At 73.0% G+C, this 19,347-nt stretch carries 18 protein-coding genes; 10 read left to right on the top strand and 8 right to left on the bottom strand.

Going from position 1 to position 19,347, the window contains the following annotated elements; all coding sequences use genetic code 11:
• Positions 1-72: 72 nt before the first annotated feature.
• Entirely contained in the window at positions 73-1,293 is a 1,221-nt protein-coding gene (locus tag ACFO4E_RS00565) for a sensor histidine kinase (RefSeq protein WP_378570407.1), read from the top strand.
• Positions 1,290-1,949, top strand: coding sequence for a response regulator (locus ACFO4E_RS00560; RefSeq protein ID WP_378570405.1), 660 nt, complete (start codon positions 1,290-1,292; stop codon positions 1,947-1,949). Before ACFO4E_RS00565 ends, ACFO4E_RS00560 begins: the two co-directional genes overlap by 4 nt.
• Before the next feature lie 64 nt (positions 1,950-2,013).
• Here ACFO4E_RS00560 and ACFO4E_RS00555 read toward each other — a convergent pair whose 3' ends face one another.
• From ACFO4E_RS00555 to ACFO4E_RS00545, 3 genes are read right to left on the bottom strand one after another with little or no spacing between them, the layout of a single operon-like run.
• The gene (locus tag ACFO4E_RS00555; RefSeq protein ID WP_378570403.1) at positions 2,014-2,934 is read right to left on the bottom strand and encodes a carbohydrate ABC transporter permease; all 921 of its coding nucleotides are present in this window, start codon (positions 2,932-2,934) and stop codon (positions 2,014-2,016) included.
• A complete protein-coding gene (locus ACFO4E_RS00550; RefSeq protein WP_378570910.1) occupies positions 2,931-3,902 on the bottom strand; it encodes a carbohydrate ABC transporter permease in 972 nt (323 codons plus the stop codon). Before ACFO4E_RS00550 ends, ACFO4E_RS00555 begins: the two co-directional genes overlap by 4 nt.
• On the bottom strand, positions 3,902-5,245 hold the full coding sequence (locus ACFO4E_RS00545; RefSeq protein ID WP_378570401.1) for an ABC transporter substrate-binding protein: 1,344 nt from the start codon (positions 5,243-5,245) through the stop codon (positions 3,902-3,904). The genes ACFO4E_RS00550 and ACFO4E_RS00545 overlap by 1 nt, the downstream gene beginning before the upstream one ends.
• Positions 5,246-5,480: 235 nt before the next feature.
• Between ACFO4E_RS00545 and lon the strand changes: the two genes are divergently transcribed.
• The 8 genes from lon to ACFO4E_RS00505 all read left to right on the top strand — a co-directional run bounded on the left by lon (position 5,481) and on the right by ACFO4E_RS00505 (position 14,943).
• Positions 5,481-7,892: an endopeptidase La gene (lon, locus tag ACFO4E_RS00540; protein ID WP_378570399.1), complete on the top strand. Its 2,412-nt coding sequence runs from the start codon at positions 5,481-5,483 to the stop codon at positions 7,890-7,892.
• A 123-nt stretch (positions 7,893-8,015) separates the two neighbouring features.
• A complete protein-coding gene (locus tag ACFO4E_RS00535) occupies positions 8,016-8,285 on the top strand; it encodes a hypothetical protein (RefSeq protein WP_378570397.1) in 270 nt (89 codons plus the stop codon).
• Between the two features lies 1 nt (position 8,286).
• Entirely contained in the window at positions 8,287-8,613 is a 327-nt protein-coding gene (locus ACFO4E_RS00530) for a hypothetical protein (RefSeq protein WP_378570395.1), read from the top strand.
• A 13-nt stretch (positions 8,614-8,626) separates the two neighbouring features.
• On the top strand, positions 8,627-9,697 hold the full coding sequence (locus tag ACFO4E_RS00525; RefSeq protein ID WP_378570393.1) for a Gfo/Idh/MocA family oxidoreductase: 1,071 nt from the start codon (positions 8,627-8,629) through the stop codon (positions 9,695-9,697).
• Positions 9,698-9,861: 164 nt separating this feature from the next.
• Entirely contained in the window at positions 9,862-11,076 is a 1,215-nt protein-coding gene (locus ACFO4E_RS00520) for an MFS transporter (protein ID WP_378570391.1), read from the top strand.
• Positions 11,077-11,329: 253 nt separating this feature from the next.
• Positions 11,330-12,685 (top strand): four-carbon acid sugar kinase family protein, encoded by a 1,356-nt coding sequence (locus tag ACFO4E_RS00515; RefSeq protein WP_378570389.1) that lies wholly within the window; start codon positions 11,330-11,332, stop codon positions 12,683-12,685.
• A gap of 149 nt (positions 12,686-12,834) precedes the next feature.
• Positions 12,835-13,992, top strand: coding sequence for an adenosine deaminase (locus tag ACFO4E_RS00510; RefSeq protein WP_378570387.1), 1,158 nt, complete (start codon positions 12,835-12,837; stop codon positions 13,990-13,992).
• 183 nt (positions 13,993-14,175) lie between these two features.
• Positions 14,176-14,943 (top strand): MerR family transcriptional regulator, encoded by a 768-nt coding sequence (locus ACFO4E_RS00505; RefSeq protein ID WP_378570385.1) that lies wholly within the window; start codon positions 14,176-14,178, stop codon positions 14,941-14,943.
• Positions 14,944-15,029: 86 nt separating this feature from the next.
• Here ACFO4E_RS00505 and ACFO4E_RS00500 read toward each other — a convergent pair whose 3' ends face one another.
• From ACFO4E_RS00500 to ACFO4E_RS00480, 5 genes are read right to left on the bottom strand one after another with little or no spacing between them, the layout of a single operon-like run.
• Entirely contained in the window at positions 15,030-15,809 is a 780-nt protein-coding gene (locus tag ACFO4E_RS00500) for an enoyl-CoA hydratase/isomerase family protein (protein WP_378570383.1), read from the bottom strand.
• On the bottom strand, positions 15,810-17,396 hold the full coding sequence (locus ACFO4E_RS00495) for a tripartite tricarboxylate transporter permease (protein ID WP_378570382.1): 1,587 nt from the start codon (positions 17,394-17,396) through the stop codon (positions 15,810-15,812).
• A complete protein-coding gene (locus tag ACFO4E_RS00490) occupies positions 17,393-17,956 on the bottom strand; it encodes a tripartite tricarboxylate transporter TctB family protein (RefSeq protein ID WP_378570380.1) in 564 nt (187 codons plus the stop codon). Before ACFO4E_RS00490 ends, ACFO4E_RS00495 begins: the two co-directional genes overlap by 4 nt.
• A complete protein-coding gene (locus ACFO4E_RS00485) occupies positions 17,953-18,924 on the bottom strand; it encodes a tripartite tricarboxylate transporter substrate binding protein (protein ID WP_378570378.1) in 972 nt (323 codons plus the stop codon). The genes ACFO4E_RS00490 and ACFO4E_RS00485 overlap by 4 nt, the downstream gene beginning before the upstream one ends.
• A 25-nt stretch (positions 18,925-18,949) precedes the next feature.
• The gene (locus tag ACFO4E_RS00480) at positions 18,950-19,345 is read right to left on the bottom strand and encodes a thioesterase family protein (protein WP_378570376.1); all 396 of its coding nucleotides are present in this window, start codon (positions 19,343-19,345) and stop codon (positions 18,950-18,952) included.
• Positions 19,346-19,347 lie beyond the last annotated feature (2 nt).

Genomic DNA, 19,347 nt, shown 5'->3' with positions numbered 1-19,347 from the left:
GCGCGCGGCATCAGACCCGATACGCGCCTGAGCCGACGCCGGGGCGACGGCCGGGCGGCTAGTGTCGGGAGGGTGAGCCGCCGGGACCGACGCCTGTTACGCCTGCTCGCGCTGGACGTGCCGCTGGGCCTGGCCATCGCGTTCCTCGCGCTCGGCGTGGCCCATGCGCAGTTCCAGACCGCCGATTCCGGGCCCTTCCCCCCGGCCTGGCACGCGGGTCCGGGCACCCCCGATCAGCCGCCGAAGTTCCGGACCGACGCCGAGCCGCTGCCGATCGCCGCGTACGCGGCGATCTGGGTGGTGGTCGCGGCCGTGATGGTCCGCCGGATCCGCCCGCGCGCGGCGTTCGTCGCCTCGGTGGCCGCCATGACCGTCTTCCTGCTGATCGGCGGGTTCTTCGGGCCCGTCCTGCTCGGTCCCATCGTGCTGACCTACACCATGGCGTCGCTCTACCAGCCGCGGGCGTGGGCGCCGTGGACGGCGGTCGCGCTGCCCATGTTCCTCGTGGGCTACCTGGACCGGCCCTACTTCGGCGTCTACGACCTCGACCTCTACCTGGGGCTGGGGGTCGGCGCGGCGCTGTTCAGCGTCCCGGCGGCGCTCGGGGTGATCGTCCGCTCGCGCCGCGAGGCCGCGCGCCACGAACGCGACGAGGAGCTGCGCCGGTTCGCCTACGAGGAGCGGCTGCGCATCGCCCGCGAGGTGCACGACGTCGTGGGACACAGCCTGTCGGTGATCAACATGCAGGCCGGGGTGGCCCTGCACGTCCTGCACAAGCGGCCCGACCGCATCGAGCCATCCCTTGAGGCGATCCGGCAGACGAGCAAGGACGCGCTGGAGGAGCTGCGCGGTACGCTCGCGGTGTTCCGCGACCCCGAAGGCCGGTCCGACCGGCCGCGCGAGCCGCTTCCAGGACTGGACCGCCTCGACGACCTCGTGTCCGGCGTCGCCTCGGCGGGCCGGACCGCCGAGGCGCGCACCGAAGGGGAGCCCGGGCCGCTGCCCGCGGCGGTGGACCACGCGGCCTACCGGATCGTGCAGGAGGCCCTGACCAACGTGGTGCGGCACGCCGGAGGCGCCGGGGCGGCCGTACTCGTCACCTACCGGCCCGCGGAGGTCGTGGTGGAGATAACGGATGACGGGCCCGCGCGTCCGGGGCAGGTCCCGGCCGAGGGCAACGGGATCGCGGGGATGCGCGAGCGCGCCCGCGCGGTCGGCGGCTCCCTGACCGCCGGGCCGCGTCCCGGGGGCGGGTTCGCGGTCCGCGCCGAGCTGCCGCGGGGGGAGCGGTGACGATCCGGGTGGCGATCGCCGACGACCAGGCGCTGGTGCGCATGGGCCTGCGCGTGCTCGTGGAGGCCGAGGACGACCTGGAGGCGGCCGGCGAGGCCGCCGACGGACGCGAGGCGGTGGAGCTCGTCCGCCGCGAGCACCCCGATGTGGTGCTGATGGACGTGCGCATGCCGGTCATGGACGGGATCGCCGCGCTGCGCGAGATCGCCGCCGACGACCGGCTGGCGTCGACCCGCGTGGTGGTGCTCACGACGTTCGAGCTGGACGAGTACGTGTTCGACGCGCTGCGCGCCGGAGCGTCGGGGTTCCTGATCAAGGACAGCGAGCCCGCGGAGCTGCTGCGCGCGATCCGGCTCGCCGCCTCGGGCGAGTCCCTGCTGTCGCCGTCGGTGACGCGCCGGGTCATCTCCAGCTTCGTGAGCCGCGCGCCCGGCGGGGAGGGGGCCGCGCGCCCGGCCCTGACGGAGCTGACCGAACGCGAGCGCGAGGTGCTGGCGCTGGTCGGCGAGGGGCTGTCCAACGCCGAGATCGCCGAGCGGCTGTTCGTGAGCCCGGCCACGGCGCGCACGCACGTCAGCCGGGCCATGGTGAAGCTGCGGGCGCGCGACCGGGCCCAGCTCGTGGTGATCGCCTACCGCGCCGGGCTGGTGCGCTGAGGCGGCGGCGGGGCGCGCTCGCCATCCGCGGCGTGCGCGCCCCGCCGGCGCACCGTTCCCGGTGTCAGCCCTTCATGCCGCCGGCCAGCAGGCCGCGCACGAAGTAGCGCTGGAGGCAGAAGAACACGATCAGCGGGACGACGATCGAGACGAACGCACCCGCGGTCAGCCGGTGCCAGTCCTCGCCCGTCGGCCCCGCCATCTCGGCGAGCCGGACCGTGAGCGGGGCGACGTCGATGCCGCCCCCGGCGAAGATCAGCGCCACCAGCAGGTCGTTCCAGACCCACAGGAACTGGAAGATCGCCAGCGACACCAGGGCCGGGACCGACAGCGGCAGCACGATCCTGCGGAAGATCACCCCGTGCCCCGCGCCGTCGACGCGGGCGGCCTCGATCAGCCCGTGCGGCAGCCGGGAGATGAAGTTGTGCAGCAGGAAGATGCCGAGGGGCAGGCCGAAGACCGTGTGCGCCACCCACACCGTGGTGAACTGGAACGCCCCCAGCAGCTCCCAGGCGGGCATGACCTGGACCCCGCCGATGGCCAGGCCCTCGGAGAAGAGCCCCAGCAGCGGGACCAGCGACATCTGCAGCGGCACGATCTGGAGCGAGAAGATCCCGATGAAGATCCAGTCGCGGCCGGGGAACCGCATCCACGACAGGCAGTAGGCGGCCAGCGCCGCCAGGGCGACGTCGAACACCACGGTCGGCAGCGTGATCACGAACGAGTTGACGAAGTACCCGGCCAGCCGTCCGGAGGCCGGCCCGCCGAACAGCACCTCGGTGTAGTTGTCCAGGGTCAGCCGGGGCGCGGAGAAGAACGTCCACCAGCCCGTGGTGCGGATCTGCTCCTCGGGCCGCAGCGACGACACCAGCATGCCGGCGGTGGGCACGGTCCACACCACGGCGATCACCAGCGCCGCGATGCTGCCGCCGCGTCCCGACAGGCGGCGCCGGACCCGGCCCGCGGAGGTCTCGGTGGCGGTCATCGCGCCTCCCTGCGGTTGCGAATCTGGATGAAGACCAACGGGGTGACCAGGGCGAACAGGAACACGGCCAGCGCCGATCCGTGGCCCAGCTCGCCGTAGCGGAACGCCTGGGCGTACATCTCGTTGGCGATCACCGACGTGCCGAACTGGCCGCCGGTCATGGTGCGCACGATGTCGAAGACCTTCAGCGTCGCCACCGAGATCGTGATCAGCACGACCGCCACGGTCGGCCAGATGACGGGCAGCGTGACCCGCCAGAACATCTGCCAGGCGGTCACCCCGTCGATCCGGGCCGCCTCCACGACCTCCGCCGGGACGGCCTTGATCGCCGCCGACTGCACGACCATCGCGAAGCCCGCCTGGATCCACACCAGGACCACGATGAGCAGAAGGGTGTTGGCCGGTTCGTCGAGCAGCCACTGCCGCGGCCCGCCCCCGGCCCAGACCACGAGCTGGTTGAGCAGGCCGATCTGCTCGCTGTCGGCGGGGCGGTAGGCGTAGACGAACCGCCAGATGATTCCGGCGCCGACGAAGGAGATCGCCATGGGCATGAACAGCAGCGACTTGGCGACCGCCTCGTAGCGCGACCGGTCCACCAGCACGGCGTAGACGAGCCCGATCGCCGTGGCCAGCGCGGGGGCGAACAGCACCCACAGCAGCGTGTTGCGGAGTACGAGCAGGGTCTCGGGCTGGGTGAACATCCAGGCGTAGTTGTCCAGTCCCACCCACGCCTCCCCGGCACGGTCGCGGAAGGACAGCAGCGCGGTGCGCACCGCCGGATAGACCAGCCCGGTCGCCAGCAGCACCAGGGCCGGGCCGCCGAAGCAGGCCGCCTGCCACCAGTCGTGCCGGCTCCGCGGGCCGCGGTCGACGATGAGCAGCAGCAGCCCGATCACCGCGAGGAAGACCGCGACGGCGATGACCAGGTAGAGGAGTTTGGGCAGCGCGGCCTGCACGTCGACGCCCATCAGACCGGCCACGAGTTCTCGACGTAGGCGGCGACGTCACCGGTGTCGTCGCCGTTGACCCAGTCGGTCATCCCGCGCCAGAAAGTGCCCGAGCCGACGGCGGCCGGCATGTTGTCGCTGCCGTCCCACCGGAAGACGGTGTCGGGGTTGCGCAGGAGTTCGGCGGCGAAGCGGTCGTTGGCGTTGAGCAGGGCGTCCAGGTCGCTGTCGACGTGTGCGGAGAACCAGGCGCCGGCCCGGGCGCGGCGGTCGGCGTAGTCGACGGTGGCCAGGTACTCCTGGAAGGCGACCACCTCGGGGCGGTCGGCGAAGCCCGCGGCGAACTCGCCGCCGCCGAGCACGGGCCGGCCGACGTCGGGGTTCATCTCGGGCAGGTCGAACGTGAAGACGTCGCCCTCGGGGGAGATGTCGGTCCCCTCGGGAAAGTTCGAGGCGTAGAACGAGCCGATCATGTACATGCCGCACCCGCCGTCGAGGAGGGGCAGCCCGGCGTCCTGCTGGGAGGTGGTGAGGATGGACTGCACCTCGCCCACGTAGTCGGGGTTGCGCAGGATCTCGCCGACCCGGTCGAGGGACCCGGTGATCCTCGGGTCGTCGAACGGGATCTCGTGCGCCACCCACTGGTCGTAGACCTCGGGCCCGTACTGGCGCAGGACCGCGGCCTCCAGCCAGTCGGTCACCGGCCAGCCGGTGGCCTCGCCGGATTCGATGCCGGCGCACCAGGGGGTGACGCCGTCGCCGGCCATCCGGTCGCTCAGGGCGATCATGTCGTCCCAGGTCTCCGGGATCTCATAGCCGTTGTCGGCGAAGAACCGCGGCGAGTACCAGACGATCGACTTCACGTTGGCGCCGAGCGGGGTCCCGTACAGCTCCCCGCCGTGCTCCACATAGTCCAGCCAGTCCTCGGTCCAGCCCTCCTCGGCCCGCTGGGCGGCCCCCGGGGGCAGGGGGAGCGCGTCGCCGGATTCGACGAAGCGGGCCAGGAGGCCGGGCTGGGGGAAGAAGGCGACATCGGGGGCGTTGCCGCCGGCGATCTTGACCTGGATCTGCGCCTCGAACTCCCCGGTGCCCTCGTAGGAGATGTGGATCCCGGTGCAGCGGGCGAAGTCGTCCCATGCGGCCTGCATGGCCTCGCCCACCTCGTCGCGGAGCGAGGCGTAGACCTCGACCCGGCCGCCCCCGGTGTCCTGCCATTGGCGGAACGGCGCGCAGGCGGGGGAATCGGGGTCGGCCACCTGCCCTCCGCCGCCTTGCAGGTAGGCGCAGCCGGAGGTGAGCAGGGCGAGGGACAGGCAGGCGGCGAGGGGCGAGGAGAGGCGGGGTGGTGGCATGGACAGGGGCATACGCGCACCTCCAGCGGTGACCGGTACTGGTATAGACCGGTGATTTCACCGATGGAAGTTCCTTTGTCGCTCAGTGTCCACGGTTCGCCGGGATTCCCCCCGTAACGGTTGCGTCACGGTCTCCGTTCTCGGTGCCCGGACGGGAACTCCGGCGATCGCTGACGGCGAACGGGGAACGCGGAACAAACGGGGACTCTTCTTTATTGAGTGTTAGTGACTCAACAAGGAGGGTCCGATGACCGAAGAGCAGTCCACTGTGACGCTGCCCGTGCTGCCCCTCGACGACGACGTCGTGCTCCCCGGCATGGTCGTGCCGGTGGACATCTCCGATTCCGAGGTCCGCGCCGCCATCGACGCGGCGCAGGCGAGCGGCCCCGGCGCCCGAGTCCCCGGTGTCCGCTCCACCACCAAGCCCCGCGTGCTGATCGTCCCGCGCATCGACGGGACCTACGCCCCCTTCGGCACCGTTGCCGTCATCGAGCAGGTCGGGCGCACCCCCGAGGGCGAGCCCGCCGCGGTGGTCCGCGGCGCCGCCCGCGCCCGCGTCGGCAGCGGGACCACCGGCCCCGGTGCGGCCCTGTGGGTCTCGGCCGAGACCCACACCGACGAGGCCCCCGAAGGCGGATACCCGGGCAAGGTCCTCGAACAGGCACGCGAGTACAAGGGCCTGCTCACCACCTACCTCCAGAAGCGCAACGCCTGGCAGGTCCTCGACGGTGTGCAGCAGCTCGACGACCCGGGGCGGCTGGCCGACCGCGGCGGCTACTCGCCGTTCCTCAAGACCGCCCAGAAGCTCCAGCTCCTGGAGACCTACGACGTCACCGAACGGCTCCGGCTCCTGACCGAGTGGACCCGCGACTACCTCGCCGAGCTCGACGTCGCCGAGACCATCGACCAGGACGTGCAGGAAGGCGTCGAGAAGCAGCAGCGGGAGTTCCTGCTCCGCCGCCAGATGGACGCGATCCGCAAGGAGCTCAACGAGCTCGACGGCAAGCCGGGCAGCGAGGAGGACGACTACCGCGAACGCGTGGAGCTGGCCGAGCTGCCCGACCACGTCCGCAAGGCCGCCCTGGCCGAGGTCGACAAGCTGGAGCGCGCCGGCGACTCCTCGCCGGAGTCCGGCTGGATCCGCACCTGGCTCGACACCGTGCTGGACATGCCGTGGAACGAGCGCACCGAGGACGCCTACGGCATCGCCGAGGCGCGCGGCGTGCTCGACGCCGACCACGCCGGGCTCGACGACGTCAAGGAGCGCATCGTCGAATACCTGGCGGTGCGCAAGCGCCGCGAGGAGCGCGGGCTCGGCGTCGTCGGCGGCCGGCGCAGCGGAGCGGTGCTGGCCCTGGTCGGCCCGCCCGGTGTCGGCAAGACCTCGCTGGGGGAGTCCGTCGCGCGCGCCATGGGCCGCAAGTTCACCCGGGTGGCCCTGGGCGGCGTCCGGGACGAGGCCGAGATCCGCGGCCACCGGCGCACCTACGTGGGCGCGCTGCCGGGCCGCATCGTCCGCGCGATCAAGGAGTCCGGGTCGATGAACCCGGTCGTGCTGCTCGACGAGATCGACAAGGTCGGCAGCGACTTCCGCGGCGACCCCACGGCGGCCCTGCTGGAGGTTCTCGACCCGGCGCAGAACCACACCTTCAGGGACCACTACCTGGAGGTCGACCTCGACCTGTCCGACGTGGTCTTCCTGGCCACCGCCAACGCCCTGGAGTCCATTCCCGGCCCGCTGCTGGACCGGATGGAGCTCGTGCTCCTGGACGGCTACACCGAGGACGAGAAGGTCGTCATCGCCCGCGACCACCTGCTCCCGCGCCAGCTGGAGCGGGCCGGGCTCGACTCCGGCGAGGCCGGATTCGGCGACGACGCGCTGCGCAGCATCGCCGCCGAGTACACCCGCGAGGCGGGGGTGCGCGGCCTGGAGCGGACCATCGCCCGGGTGCTGCGCAAGATCGCCGCGGGCGTGGCCCTCGGCGACCGGGAGCTGCCGGTGACGGTGGGCGCGGGCGACCTGTCCGACTACATCGGCCGGCCCAAGCACACCCCGGAGTCCGCCGACCGCACGGCGGTGCCCGGCGTGGCCACCGGCCTGGCGGTCACGGGGGCGGGCGGCGACGTGCTGTTCGTCGAGGCGTCCCTGGCCGACGCGGAGTCCGGCGCCGGCGGGCTGACCCTCACCGGCCAGCTCGGCGACGTCATGAAGGAGTCCGCGCAGATCGCGCTCTCCTACCTGCGCTCGCGCGGGGCGGAGCTGGAGCTGCCGGTGGCCGACCTCAAGGACCGCGGCGTGCACATCCACGTCCCGGCCGGCGCGACCCCGAAGGACGGCCCCAGCGCCGGTGTCACCATGACGACGGCCCTGGCGTCCCTGCTGTCGGGCCGCACGGCACGCGCCGACGTGGCGATGACCGGAGAGGTCTCCCTCACCGGCCGCGTCCTGCCGATCGGCGGGGTCAAGCAGAAGCTCCTCGCGGCCCACCGGGCGGGGATCACCACGGTCCTCATCCCGTCCCGCAACGAGCCCGACCTCGACGACGTCCCCGAGGACGTGCTGGAACAGCTGACCGTCCACCCGGTCAGCGACGTCCGCGAGGTCTTGGAGCTGGCCCTGGAACCGGCGCACACGGCCGAGACCGCAGCGGCGGCCTGACGCCGGGCGCCGACACGAAAGGGGGCCGCCGACCTGGAGGGGTCGGCGGCCCCCTTGATCTTGATGCTCCGCGAGTTCTCGTTTCAGAGGGTATTGCAATGCAAAAGGCATTACGTTTACTCTGTGTTTGGCGAGATCATGTGGACTGAGCAGGCAGAGGCGCACATCGCCCGCCATTGCGTCACACCGGACGAGGTCGAGACCGTCCTCGGCGATCGGAAGAACCGCCGCAGACCTGGGCGCGGCGTCAGCTATGTCTTCGGACGCACAGACGCGGGGCGGTGCATCATGGTGGTGGCGGCGGAGAGCATGGACGGCCGGACCTACATCGCGACCGCGCGCGACATGAGCGCCGCGGAGTTGCGCTGGTTCCGAAAGGTGGAGGGGAACTGAGATGGACCCGAAGCGGCTGGAAGAGATCGCGGCGTGGGCCGATGAGCATGACTTCTCCGAGGAGATCGCGGAATCCGTCCCGAACGACGGTGCCGTGGAGAACCCGATGGTCACCACTTCGCTGCGGGTGCCGCGCAACGTCATGCGGGGGCTCCGCAGCGCTGCCGAGGAGCGGGGGGTGAAGGTCACCGTACTGATGCGGGAATGGCTGGAGGAGCGCCTCGGTGCCGAGGCGGCACGCGAGGAGGTGTTCGTCTCCGCCGCGGACGTGCGGCGCCTCATCGCGGCCAAAGGGCATTCGGCCGACGAGCTGAGGGCGGGCGTCTGACTAGAGTTGCCCCATGACCACTGGGGATGAGGCCGGGCCGGAACTGCATGTCGCCGTCGTGGGGTACGGCAAAGGGGGCGAGGTGTTCCATGCCCCGCTGGTCGACGCGACTCCGGGGCTGCGGCTTTCGGCCGTGGTGACCGGGGATCCCGGGCGGCGGGCGGCGGTGCGGAAGCGGTATCCCGGCGCCGCGGTGCTCGGGTCCGCCGATGAGCTGTGGCAGCGCTCCGGCGAGTTCGAGATCGCCGTCATCACCACCCCCAACGACACCCACGCGCCGCTCGCCCGCAGCGCCCTGGAGGCCGGGCTCTCGGTGGTGGTCGACAAGCCGTTCGCGCTCACGGCCGCCGAGGCGCGCGGGCTCGCCGCGGAGGCCGACCGGCTCGGCCGGGTCCTGACCGTCTACCAGAACCGGCGCTGGGACTCCGACTTCCTCACCCTCTGGAAGCTGATCGACGACGGCGCGCTGGGCCGGGTGCACCGGTTCGAATCCCGCTTCGAGCGGTGGCGCCCCGTTCCCAAGGACACCTGGCGTGAACGCGGAACCGCCGACACCGGTGCGGGCCTGCTCTACGACCTCGGCTCGCACCTGATCGACCAGGCGGTCAACCTCTTCGGTCCCGTCGACTCCGTCCACGCCGAACTCGACGCCCGCCGCGCCGGAGCGGGGGCCGACGACGACGCCTTCCTCGCCCTCACCCACGCCTCGGGCGTGCGCTCCCACCTGTGGATGAGCGCCGTCGCCGCCCAGCTCGGGCCGCGCTTCCGGGTCCTGGGCGATGCCGCGGCGTTCACCATCGACGGGCTCGACGGCCAGGAGGAGCGGCTCGGCCGCGGGGAGCGCCCCGACGCACCCGATTGGGGGGTCGAGCCGGAATCGGCGTGGGGCCGCCTCGGTGCCGACGGCGGCCTGCGCACCGTTCCCAGCGAGCGCGGCGCCTACCCCGCGTTCTACGCGGGTGTGCGCGACGCCGTGGGCGAGGCCGAACCCGTGCCGGTGGAGCTCCACGAGGTCATCCACGGGCTGGAGGTCATCGAGGCCGCGCGCCGCAGCGCCCGCACCGGCCAGGTGGTCGGCCTCTGAGGCGTCGCGCCTGATCCGGGGGGTGGCCGGCCCCGGCGGTCCCCGCGCCCGCCGGCCCCCGCCACCCGTTCGGGCCCGTCGCCGCCCCCCGCCGCCACCGGTGTGGGACAGACCGCACCCCCCAGGGGGTGCCCCGGCGGATCGCGGTGTCTAACGTCGGATGTATGGACGACACGACCACCGAACTCCGGGCCGAGCAGGGACACCGTGCCGGAAGCCGGGGGTACCGGCGGATCGTGGTCGCGATGACGGCGGCGGGCATCGCCACCTTCGCGCAGCTGTACGCGGTGCAGTCCATCCTGCCCGGTCTGGCCGAGGGCTTCGGCGCCTCCGCGTCGCAGGCGGCGCTCAGTGTTTCCTTCGCCACCGCGGGCCTGGCGGTGTTCGTCCTGGTATGGAGCGGGGCCGCCGACCGGTTCGGCCGGGTCCGGGTGATGACGGTGGCCCTCGTCTGCTCCACGCTCCTCGGCCTGGCCGCGCCGTTCGCCCCCGAAATGTGGATGCTCCTGGTCCTGCGCGGCCTCCAGGGGGCGGCGCTGGGCGGTGTGCCCGCCGTCGCCATGGCCTACCTCGCGGAGGAGATCGCCCCCGAACACCTCGGGCGGGTCGCCGGCGTCTACATCGCGGGCAACACCATCGGCGGCATGAGCGGACGCCTGGTCGCGGGGGCCGTGGCCGACATCGGCGGCTGGCGGTGGGGGATCGGCGCCGACTCCCTGCTCGCTCTGGTCGCGCTCGCCGTCTACCTGGCCGCGGTCCCGCGACCGCGCGGATTCGTCGCCCGCCCCCGCCGCTCCGGGGGCCCGGGGCTGCTGCGCCGGGTCGGGGGAGCGGTCGCCGACCCCGGCCTCATCGCGCTGTACTGCCAGGCGCTCTTCCTCATGGGCGCCTTCGTCACGGTCTACAACTACCTGGGCTTCCGCATGATGGATTCGCCGTTCGGCCTCTCCCAGGCCGTGGTGGCGTTCCTCTTCGTCGCCTACCTGGCCGGCACGGTCAGCTCCGCCGCGGTCGGCCGCGTCATCGAGCGCTTCGGGCGCCACCCGGTCCTGCTGGCCTGCGTCGCCGCGATGATCCTGAGCGCAGCCCTGCTGCTGGTCCCCTCGCTCGCCGCCGTGATCGCCGGCCTCGTCGTCTTCACGCTGTTCTTCTTCGCCGCCCACACCACCGCCTCGTCCTGGGTCGGCCACCGGGCCGCGACCGCCCGCGCCCAGGCCGCCGCGATGTACACCCTCGCCTACTACCTGGGCTCCAGCGCGTTCGGCTGGCTGGGCGGGCTGTTCTACGACCACCTGGGCTGGACCGCGGTCGTCGCCTACGCCGCGGCACTGTGCGCCGCGGCCGCCCTCGCCGGGATCGGCCTGCGAAGGCGGGCGTGACCGTGGTCCCCGCTCGGCCTGTGGGGCGCCTTCAAGGCGGAGCCAGTCCGGGGAGACAGTCCTCGTCGCGGTGCGCTCCCTCGTTCCTCGGTCGCACGCCGCTCCTCAGTCCGGCCACCGCCGGCGCCTCACAGGCACGCTCGGTGTGGCCGGTCTCTCCGGGATGAGAGAGTCGTCCTGCGCGGTGTGATCCGGCCCGCGCCGGGTGGCCGTCCGTTCGGGTGGCCCCGATCTGCGCAGAGGAGTCGTTCCCGTGGCCCAGGTACTCGTCGTCGCCGATGACCTCACCGGCGCCAATGCCACGGGCGCGCGGTTCGCGCGCGCCGGGATGCGGGTGGCGACGGTGACTCCCGAGCGTGTGGCCGCCGCGGCCGGCGAGTACGACGTCGTCGTGGCCAACCTCGACAGCAGGCACGCCTCGGCCGAGCAGGCCGCGGACCTGGTCACCGACGTCATCGAGGCCGTGTGGCCGGTCGATCTGGTCGTCAAGCGCACCGACACCACCCTGCGCGGCAACGTCGGCGCGGAGCTGGAGGCCGCGCTCACGGCGGTCCGCGAGCGGGTGCCCGACCGCGTCCCGGTGCGCGCCCTCATGGTGCCGGCGTTCCCCGCCTCCGGGCGCACCACGGTCGACGGCGTCCAGCTGCTCGACGGCGTCCCCCTGGAGAGCACCGAACTCGCCGGCGACCCGTTCTTCCCGATGGCCACCGGCCGCGTCGCCGACATCCTCGCCCGCCAGACCTCGCTGGCCGTGCGGCACGTGCCCGACCGGCAGGTGACCCCCGCCCTGCTCGCCGCCGACCTCAGCGCGGGCGACGAGCCCGTGGTGCTCTGCGACGCCCGGGACGACCGGCGCCTCGAAGACCTCGCGGTCGCCGCGGCCGATGTCCACCGGGCCGACGGCACCGTGTGGGTCGCGGCCGATCCCGGCCCCACCGGCGCCCTTCTCGCCTACGCCCTGCGGCTGCGCGGCCGTTCCGGCGAGCCCGGCCCGCTGCTGGCCGTCGCCGGGAGCCCCACCGCCCTCACCCGCCGCCAGTTCGCGACCCTGGCCCGCACCGGGCCGGCCTGGTTCGTCGACGCCGACGCCGTCCGCCTCGCCGACCCGGAGGACGACCACGCCGATGAGGTGGTCCACACCCTCGCCGAACGCCTCATCGCCGTGAGCTTCCCCGAGGTGGTGGTCCTGCGGGTGACGGCCCCGGGCGACGCGGTGCCCGCCGACGCGGGCCGGGCCCTGCCCGCGCGGCTGGCCGGGCTGGTGGCCGGCGCCGTGCACGCGGTGGAGGCGCGGGCCGGGAGCCACGCGCTGCCCAGCGGACTGTTCCTCACCGGCGGCGACGTCGCCTCCAGCGTCCTGGAGGAACTGGGGGTGCACGCGTTCGAGGTCGGCGGCGAGGTCGTCCCCCTGGCCGTGCACGGCATCCTCGGCGGGGGGCCGCTCGACGGTGCGCCCGTGATCTCCAAGGGCGGGCTGGTGGGCGACGACATGGCGGCGGTCGAATGCCTCGGCCGCCTGCGCCGCGCCGCCCGGGCCCGGCTCCTGCGGGTCCACTCCGAGGTGTCGGAGCACGTGTTGCCCTACCACCGCAACGATCCGCCGCACTGACTCCGCCGCACTGACTCGGCCGCACCGACCCGGCCGCGCCGACCGGCGCCGCGCGCACGCAGCGTCCCGGCAGTCGGGGCCTCCGGTGCAGGTCACCGGTGGATCGTCTAGAATCCGGGGAATTTATCCACCAGGAACCGAGGGGGACGATGACACGACTCGACCACGACACCGTCCGGCGCCTGCCCAAGGTGCTGCTGCACGACCACCTCGACGGCGGCGTGCGCCCGGAGACCCTGCTCGGCCTCGCCGCCGCGTCCGGCTACACCGGCCTGGCCGCCGCCGGCCCCGGCGCGCTCCAGGACTGGTTCGCCGCCCCCGCCGCCTCGACCGAGGAGCACCTGCGGCGGTTCGACCCCATCCTGGACCTGCTCCAGGACAGTGCGGCGCTGACCCGCGTCGCCGCCGAATGCGCCCAGGACCTCGCCGCCGACGGCGTCGTCTACGCCGAGGTCAAGATCGCCCCCGAACAGCACACCCGCCAGGGGCTCACCCGCGAACAGGTCGTCGACGCGGTGCTGGAGGGGCTGCGCGTGGGTGCCGCGCGCGCCCGGCTGTTCGGCCGCTCCATCGACGTACGGCTGCTGCTCACCGCGCTGCGCCAGGCGGCCGATTCCCTGGAGATCGCCGACCTCGCCGTCCGCTACCGGCACCGCGGGGTCGTCGGCTTCGACATCGCCGGGCCGGAGGCCGGCTACCCGCCCACCCGCCACATCTCGGCCTGCGAGTACATCAAGCGGGAGAACTTCAACCTCACCCTGCACGCGGGCGAGGGGTTCGGGCTGTCCTCCATCTGGGAGGCCATCCAGTGGTGCGGCGCCGACCGCCTGGGGCAGGGCGTGCGCATCATCGACGACATCGCCCTCTCGGACGAGGAGCCCGGGGAGGGCGAGCGGCCGGGGGCCCCGGTACGCACCGCCAAGCTCGGCCAGCTCGCCGCCTATGTCCGGGACAAGCGGATCCCGCTGGAGCTGTGCCCCACCTCCAACCTCACCACCGGCGCGGTCGCCCGGCTCGCCGACCACCCCGTCGACGTGCTGCGCCGGCTCCGATTCCGGGTCACGGTGAACACCGACAACCGGCTGCTCAACCGGACGTCAATGACGGGGGAGTTCGCCCGGCTCTGCGACGCCTTCGGCTACGGGCTCGACACCCTGAGCTGGTTCACCGTCAATGCGATGAAGTCGGCCTTCATCGGCCACGACGAGCGGCTCGCGCTCATCGACCACGTCATCAAGCCCGGGTACGGCGCGGTGCGCGCCGACCACGCCGGCGCCGCCTTCTTCCGCCGCGAGGACCCCTGGTGACGCCGCGGCCGCGCTGATCAGCGCGGCCGTGCGCCGTCGGCGGATCCGGCGGCGCGGGCGGGCGCCGCGCGTCCCGGACCGCCCGGCGGCGGGGCTCCGGGGCCGGCCGGTCCGCCGTGCCATGGCTCAATGGATGGCTTGCTACTGTCGAGTAGGAGGCGAAAAGTCCCTAGGCTGGACCCCATGGCCGAATACCGCATCGACGAGCTGGCGCGGCTTGCGGACACCACCGTCCGCAACGTGCGTGTCTACCAGGACCGCGGGCTGCTCTCCCCGCCGCGCCGCGAGGGCCGGGTGGGGATCTACACCGAGGCGCACCTCGCGCGGCTGCGGCTCATCGGCCAGCTCCTCAAGCGCGGCTACACCTTCGCCAACATCAGCGAGCTCGTCACGGCGTGGGAGCGCGGCGGGAACCTCACCGACATCCTCGGCTTCGAGACCGCGGTGGGCGGGCCGTGGTCCGATGAGATCCCCGACTACATCGACGACGAAGAGCTGAGCGGGCTCTTCAACGGCGAGGTCACCCAGCCCGACGTCGCCCGCGCGCTGCGGCTGGGCATCATCGAACGCGAGGGGCCGCGCTTCCGCGTCCCCAGCCCGCGGCTGCTCAACGTCGGTGCCGAGCTGGTGGCCGCCGGGATCCCGGTGCCCACCGCACTCGGCATCGCCGAGCGCCTCAAGACGCAGGTCGACGCGGCGGCGGGCGACCTCGTGCAGGCCATCACCGGCCACATCGTCGCCGAGCACGCCCCCGACGGCCTGCTCCAGGGCGAGGACATCGGCGAGGCCGCCGACCTCATCCGCCGGCTGCGCCCTCTGGCCCAGGCCGCGGTCGACTCCATGCTCGCCCAGGCCATGGCCCGCCACCTGCACGAGATGCTCGGCGAGCGCTTCGCCGAGGTCCTCGACCACCTGCACCAGAACAAGACCGGCACCCGCCAGTCGGTGTAGCCGGCCCGGCCGGCCCGGCCGCGACGGCGGTGCCGCCCCGCCCTGCGCGCGGCGGCGGGGCGGGACGGCACGCGGGGGTCACCCGGTCAACGGCCCGTCCACTGCGGGCGCTCCTTGGCCAGGAAGCCCCGGACGCCGGCCGCGAAGTCGTCGCTGCCGAAGACCCGGGCGACGATGTCGTCCCCATCGGGCAGCGTGCTGCGCCGCAGGCGGCGCACCGCCTCCTTCGCGGCCCACATGGACAGCGGCGCGTGCCGCTGGAGCCGGTCCAGGATCCCCGCCACGCGTCCGTCGAGGTCGGCGGGCGGGCACACCTCGGCGACGAACCCGGCCGCCGCCGCCTCCTCGCCCGTGTACATGCGGGCGCGCAGCAGCACGTCCAGGGTCCGTGCCGGGCCGAAGTGGTGCACCAGCAGGGAGTAGGTGTTCATCGACAGGCAGTTGCCGAGCGTGCGCGCCACCGGGATCCCGAAGCGGGCGGTCTCATCGGCCACCCGCAGGTCGCACACCGCGGCGAGGGCGAGGCCGCCGCCGACGCAGTAGCCGCGCACCGCGGCCACCGTCGGCACCGTGACCGACTCCAGGCGGGTCACCACGCGCTCGATCCGCTTCTCGTAGGCGATCCCGTCGGCGCCGTCGCGGAACTCGGTGAACTGCCCGATGTCGGTCCCCGCGACGAAGGCGGCCGTCCCCGCCCCGCGCAGCAGCATCGCGCGCACGCCGTCGTCGTTGTCGGCGAGTTCGCACGCCTCATAGAGACCCTCGTACATGCCCCAGGTCATGGCGTTGCGGGCCTCGGGGCGGTTGAAGGTCACGGCCAGGACCGCGCCCTGGCGTTCGACGAGGAGTTCGGGGCTCGCGTTCATTCATCGTTCCTCTCGGTCGGCCGCCCCGCCGGGTGCGGTCGGCTCCGCCGGCGCGGGCGCGCCGGTGGTGGGGACGGGACCGCCGTCCGTCGGCGGCCCGTCGGCCGTGCTCCCCGGGCGCCGGCGCAGGCGCGTCAGCAGTGCGGGGCCGGCGGCCAGCACGATAGCGAGGGCCAGGGTGCCCACCGCGATGGGGCTCTGCGCGACCAGGATGAAACTCCCGTCCCCCAGAGCCGAGGTCTGCACCAGCGCCTTCTCGAACAGGGGCCCGAGCACCAGTCCCAGGACCAGGGGCGCGATCGGCAGGTCCAGCAGCTTCATCAGGTAGCCCACCACGCCGAACACGAACACGATCCACACGCTGTAGAGGCTGTTGTCGATCGAGTAGGCGCCCACGAAGCTGGTGCAGATGATCAGCGGGTACAGGTAGGCGTAGGGGATGCGCAGCATCTGCGCGAACAGCGGGGCCAGCGGCAGGTTGAGCACCAGCAGAATCAGGTTGCCGATGAAGAAGGACGCCAGCAGCCCCCACACCAGCTCCGGCTGCTCCTCGAACATCAGAGGGCCGGGCTGCACGCCGTAGACGATGAGCGCGCCCAGCAGGATGGCGGTCGTCGCCCCGCCGGGGATGCCCAGGGCCAGGGTCGGGATGAAGTTCGCGTTGGCCGCGGAGTTGTTCGCGCTCTCCGGCGCGGCCACGCCCTCGATCGCGCCCTTGCCGAACTCGTCCCGGTGCCGCGAGACGCGCTTCTCCACGCCGTAGGCCATGAACGACGCCAGGGTGGAGCCCGCTCCGGGCAGGCAGCCCAGGACGAACCCGATGGCGCTGCCGCGCACGATGGGCGCGCCCGAGCGCTTCAGCTCGTCGCGGGTGATCACCAGGTCGCGGAACTTCGCCCGGATCGGCACGGCCTCGCCGACGCGGAGCTGGTACATCACCTCGCCCACGGCGAACAGGCCGATCATCACCTCGACGAAGGGGATGCCGCCGAGCAGGTCGGTGCTGCCGAACGTGAACCGGGACTCCGCCGTGGCCGAGTCGATGCCGACCGTCGCCAGCAGGAGCCCCACCCCGGCCATGGCGACGCCCCGCAGCTGCGATCCCCCGGAGAAGCCCACGATCGTCGCGAGGCCGAGCACCATCACCGCGAGGTTCTCCGCCGGCCCGAAGTTCAGCGCGAACCGGGCGAACGCGGGGGCCAGCGCCGACAGCAGGAGGAGGGAGGCGATCGCGGCGACGAACGACCCGATGGCCGCGATCGACAGGGCGGCGCCCGCCCGGCCGCGCCGCGCCATCTGGTAGCCGTCGAACGTGGTCGCGACGCTGGACGCCTCGCCCGGCGTCGAGATCAGCACCGATGTGATCGTGCCGCCGTACTGCGAGCCGTAGTAGATCCCGGCGAGCATGATCAGCGCGGTCACCGGTTCGAACCCCAGCGTCAGCGGGAGCAGCACCGCGACGCCGGTGCTGGAGCCCAGGCCCGGGAGCAGCCCGATCACCGTTCCGGCCAGGACGCCGACGAAGCACCACAGCAGGTTCTCCGGGCTGAGGGCCGTCCCCAGGCCCATCATGAGGTTGTCGATCACGACGATCCCCCGATCCCCGGCGTCAGGGTCCAGCCCGGCAGCGGGACGCCGAGCAGGACGCCGAAGACGATGTGCAGGGCGGCGACCGCGGCCGCCGCGATGGCCAGGGAGGTGTACCAGGGGCGCTTCTCCACCAGGGTGGACACGGCGGTGATGTAGGCACCGAACGCGAGCAGCAGCCCGATGTGGGGGAGCGCCGCGACCATCGCCAGGGTCAGCGCGAACACGATGCGCAGGTTGCGCACCCGCTCCGCCCGGCTGCGCCCGCGGGCGTCGGTGCCGGGGCCGGAGTCGGCATCGGCGGCCGGCCCGCGCCCGGCCAGCGTCCGGCGAAGCGCCGCGACGAAGAGGGATCCGCAGGTCAGTAGCAGGATCAGGCCGACGGCCAGGGGCAGCATGCCGGCGCCGACCCGGCCCTCATCGATCCAGATGCCATAGGCGAACGCGGCGACGGCCACCGCGCCGCCGAGGCCCGTCAGCACGCCGAACGCGACCACCTGGCCGTGGCGCTCCGATGTCCACGGGCCACTGCCGGGGGAGAGGCGGGGAAAGGTCCTCACGGGTTCATCACCTCTTCCAGGCTCGCGCGGTTGTCGTCGAGGTAGGCGCGGAACTCCGCGCCGTAGAGGGGGCCGGGCTGGAGCAGGTTGGCCGCGATGTAGTCGTCGTAGGCGTCGCCGGCGACGAACTCCCGGCCGGCGTCCTCCCAGTGCGCGGCGGCCTCCTCGGTGATCCCGCCCGGGGCGATCACCCCGCGGAACTGCCCGTAGGACACATCGATCCCCTCCTCCTTCGCGGTGGGGATCTGGGACAGGGCGTCGTAGTCGTAGCGTTCGTCGGCCGCGACGCAGAGGGCGCGCAGGTCTCCCGACTCCAGCTGCCCCAGGACCTCGCTCGGGTTGAGCGACGCGATGTCGATGCGCCCGGCGATGAGCGAGGCCATGACCTCGCCGCCGGATTCGAAGGGGACGCGGTCGAATTCCGCTCCGGTGTCCTGTTCGACCATCGCGAAGACCGCGTTGTCGAGGCTGGCCGCCCCCGACACCCCGGCGACGACCCGCTGCTCCTTCGCGGCCTCGACGGCGTCGGCGCAGCCGTCGAAGGGCGAATCCGGCGCCACGACGAGGAGGGTGAAGTCCTCGCCGATGCTCATGATCGGCGTGAAGTCGGTGTAGTGGTACTCGGTATCGGCGGTCATCGGCAGCGAGAGCAGCGCCGTCTCGGTCGCCAGCAGGTAGTTCGGGTCGCCCTGTTTGGACAGCAGGTAGGTGTAGCCGATCGCGCCGGCCCCGCCGTCGCGGTTCTCCACGGTGATGGTCGCGCCCGTGGCGGCTTCGAGGCCGGCGGCGATCGTGCGCCCGGCGATGTCGCTGCCGCCGCCGGCGCCGAAGGGGACGACCATGGTGACGTCGCCGGTGAGCTCGCTCGTACCGGCCTCATCGGAGCCGGCCGCGCCGGAACAGGCGCCGGTGCCGGCGGTGAGCAGCAGGGCCGCGGCGGCCGCGGCGGTGCGTCGGGCGCGCATCATCGGACCCTTGGGCGGGCGGGCGCCGTCACCGGAGCGCATCGCTCTTGGCGCCGAGCCGGGCGCCGAATTTGCCGAGGTCGACGATGAAGCGCTCGTGGCTGCCCGTGGCGATCTCGTCGACGCCGTCGTGGGCGCTGATCTCGAAGACCACGCGCCGGCGGTCGACCTCGGTGACGGTCGCGGTGACCGCGACGCTCTGGCCGCGCAGCGTGGGTGCGGTGTGCGCGATGTCGACGCGGCTGCCGACGCTGCTCTGGTGCTCGCCGATGTGGCCGGCGAGCGCTTCGATCGCCGTCTCCTCAAGGAACAGCACCAGATTGGGCGTCGAGAAGATGTCGTGCTCTCCGCGCCGGGTGCAGTGCCGCTCCTCGACGACGCGGTGCGCGGTCCGGGTGGTGCCGGCGGTGACCGAGTGGGACATGG

Origin of the sequence: Nocardiopsis mangrovi, from assembly GCF_042653925.1 — a bacterium.
GTDB classification, from domain to species: domain Bacteria; phylum Actinomycetota; class Actinomycetes; order Streptosporangiales; family Streptosporangiaceae; genus Nocardiopsis_B; species Nocardiopsis_B mangrovi.
This window is presented reverse-complemented; position numbering and strand designations above follow the sequence as displayed.

What these genes read in the sequence shown, in the direction of transcription:
- ACFO4E_RS00525 (WP_378570393.1), top strand. Translation starts at nt 8,627, where the DNA reads ATGACCACTGGGGATGAGGCCGGGCCGGAACTGCATGTCGCCGTCGTG.
- ACFO4E_RS00485 (WP_378570378.1), bottom strand. Translation starts at nt 18,924, where the DNA reads ATGATGCGCGCCCGACGCACCGCCGCGGCCGCCGCGGCCCTGCTGCTC.
- ACFO4E_RS00480 (WP_378570376.1), bottom strand. Translation starts at nt 19,345, where the DNA reads ATGTCCCACTCGGTCACCGCCGGCACCACCCGGACCGCGCACCGCGTC.
- ACFO4E_RS00505 (WP_378570385.1), top strand. Translation starts at nt 14,176, where the DNA reads ATGGCCGAATACCGCATCGACGAGCTGGCGCGGCTTGCGGACACCACC.
- ACFO4E_RS00520 (WP_378570391.1), top strand. Translation starts at nt 9,862, where the DNA reads ATGGACGACACGACCACCGAACTCCGGGCCGAGCAGGGACACCGTGCC.
- lon (WP_378570399.1), top strand. Translation starts at nt 5,481, where the DNA reads ATGACCGAAGAGCAGTCCACTGTGACGCTGCCCGTGCTGCCCCTCGAC.
- ACFO4E_RS00555 (WP_378570403.1), bottom strand. Translation starts at nt 2,934, where the DNA reads ATGACCGCCACCGAGACCTCCGCGGGCCGGGTCCGGCGCCGCCTGTCG.
- ACFO4E_RS00500 (WP_378570383.1), bottom strand. Translation starts at nt 15,809, where the DNA reads ATGAACGCGAGCCCCGAACTCCTCGTCGAACGCCAGGGCGCGGTCCTG.
- ACFO4E_RS00530 (WP_378570395.1), top strand. Translation starts at nt 8,287, where the DNA reads ATGGACCCGAAGCGGCTGGAAGAGATCGCGGCGTGGGCCGATGAGCAT.
- ACFO4E_RS00510 (WP_378570387.1), top strand. Translation starts at nt 12,835, where the DNA reads ATGACACGACTCGACCACGACACCGTCCGGCGCCTGCCCAAGGTGCTG.
- ACFO4E_RS00550 (WP_378570910.1), bottom strand. Translation starts at nt 3,902, where the DNA reads ATGGGCGTCGACGTGCAGGCCGCGCTGCCCAAACTCCTCTACCTGGTC.
- ACFO4E_RS00545 (WP_378570401.1), bottom strand. Translation starts at nt 5,245, where the DNA reads ATGCCCCTGTCCATGCCACCACCCCGCCTCTCCTCGCCCCTCGCCGCC.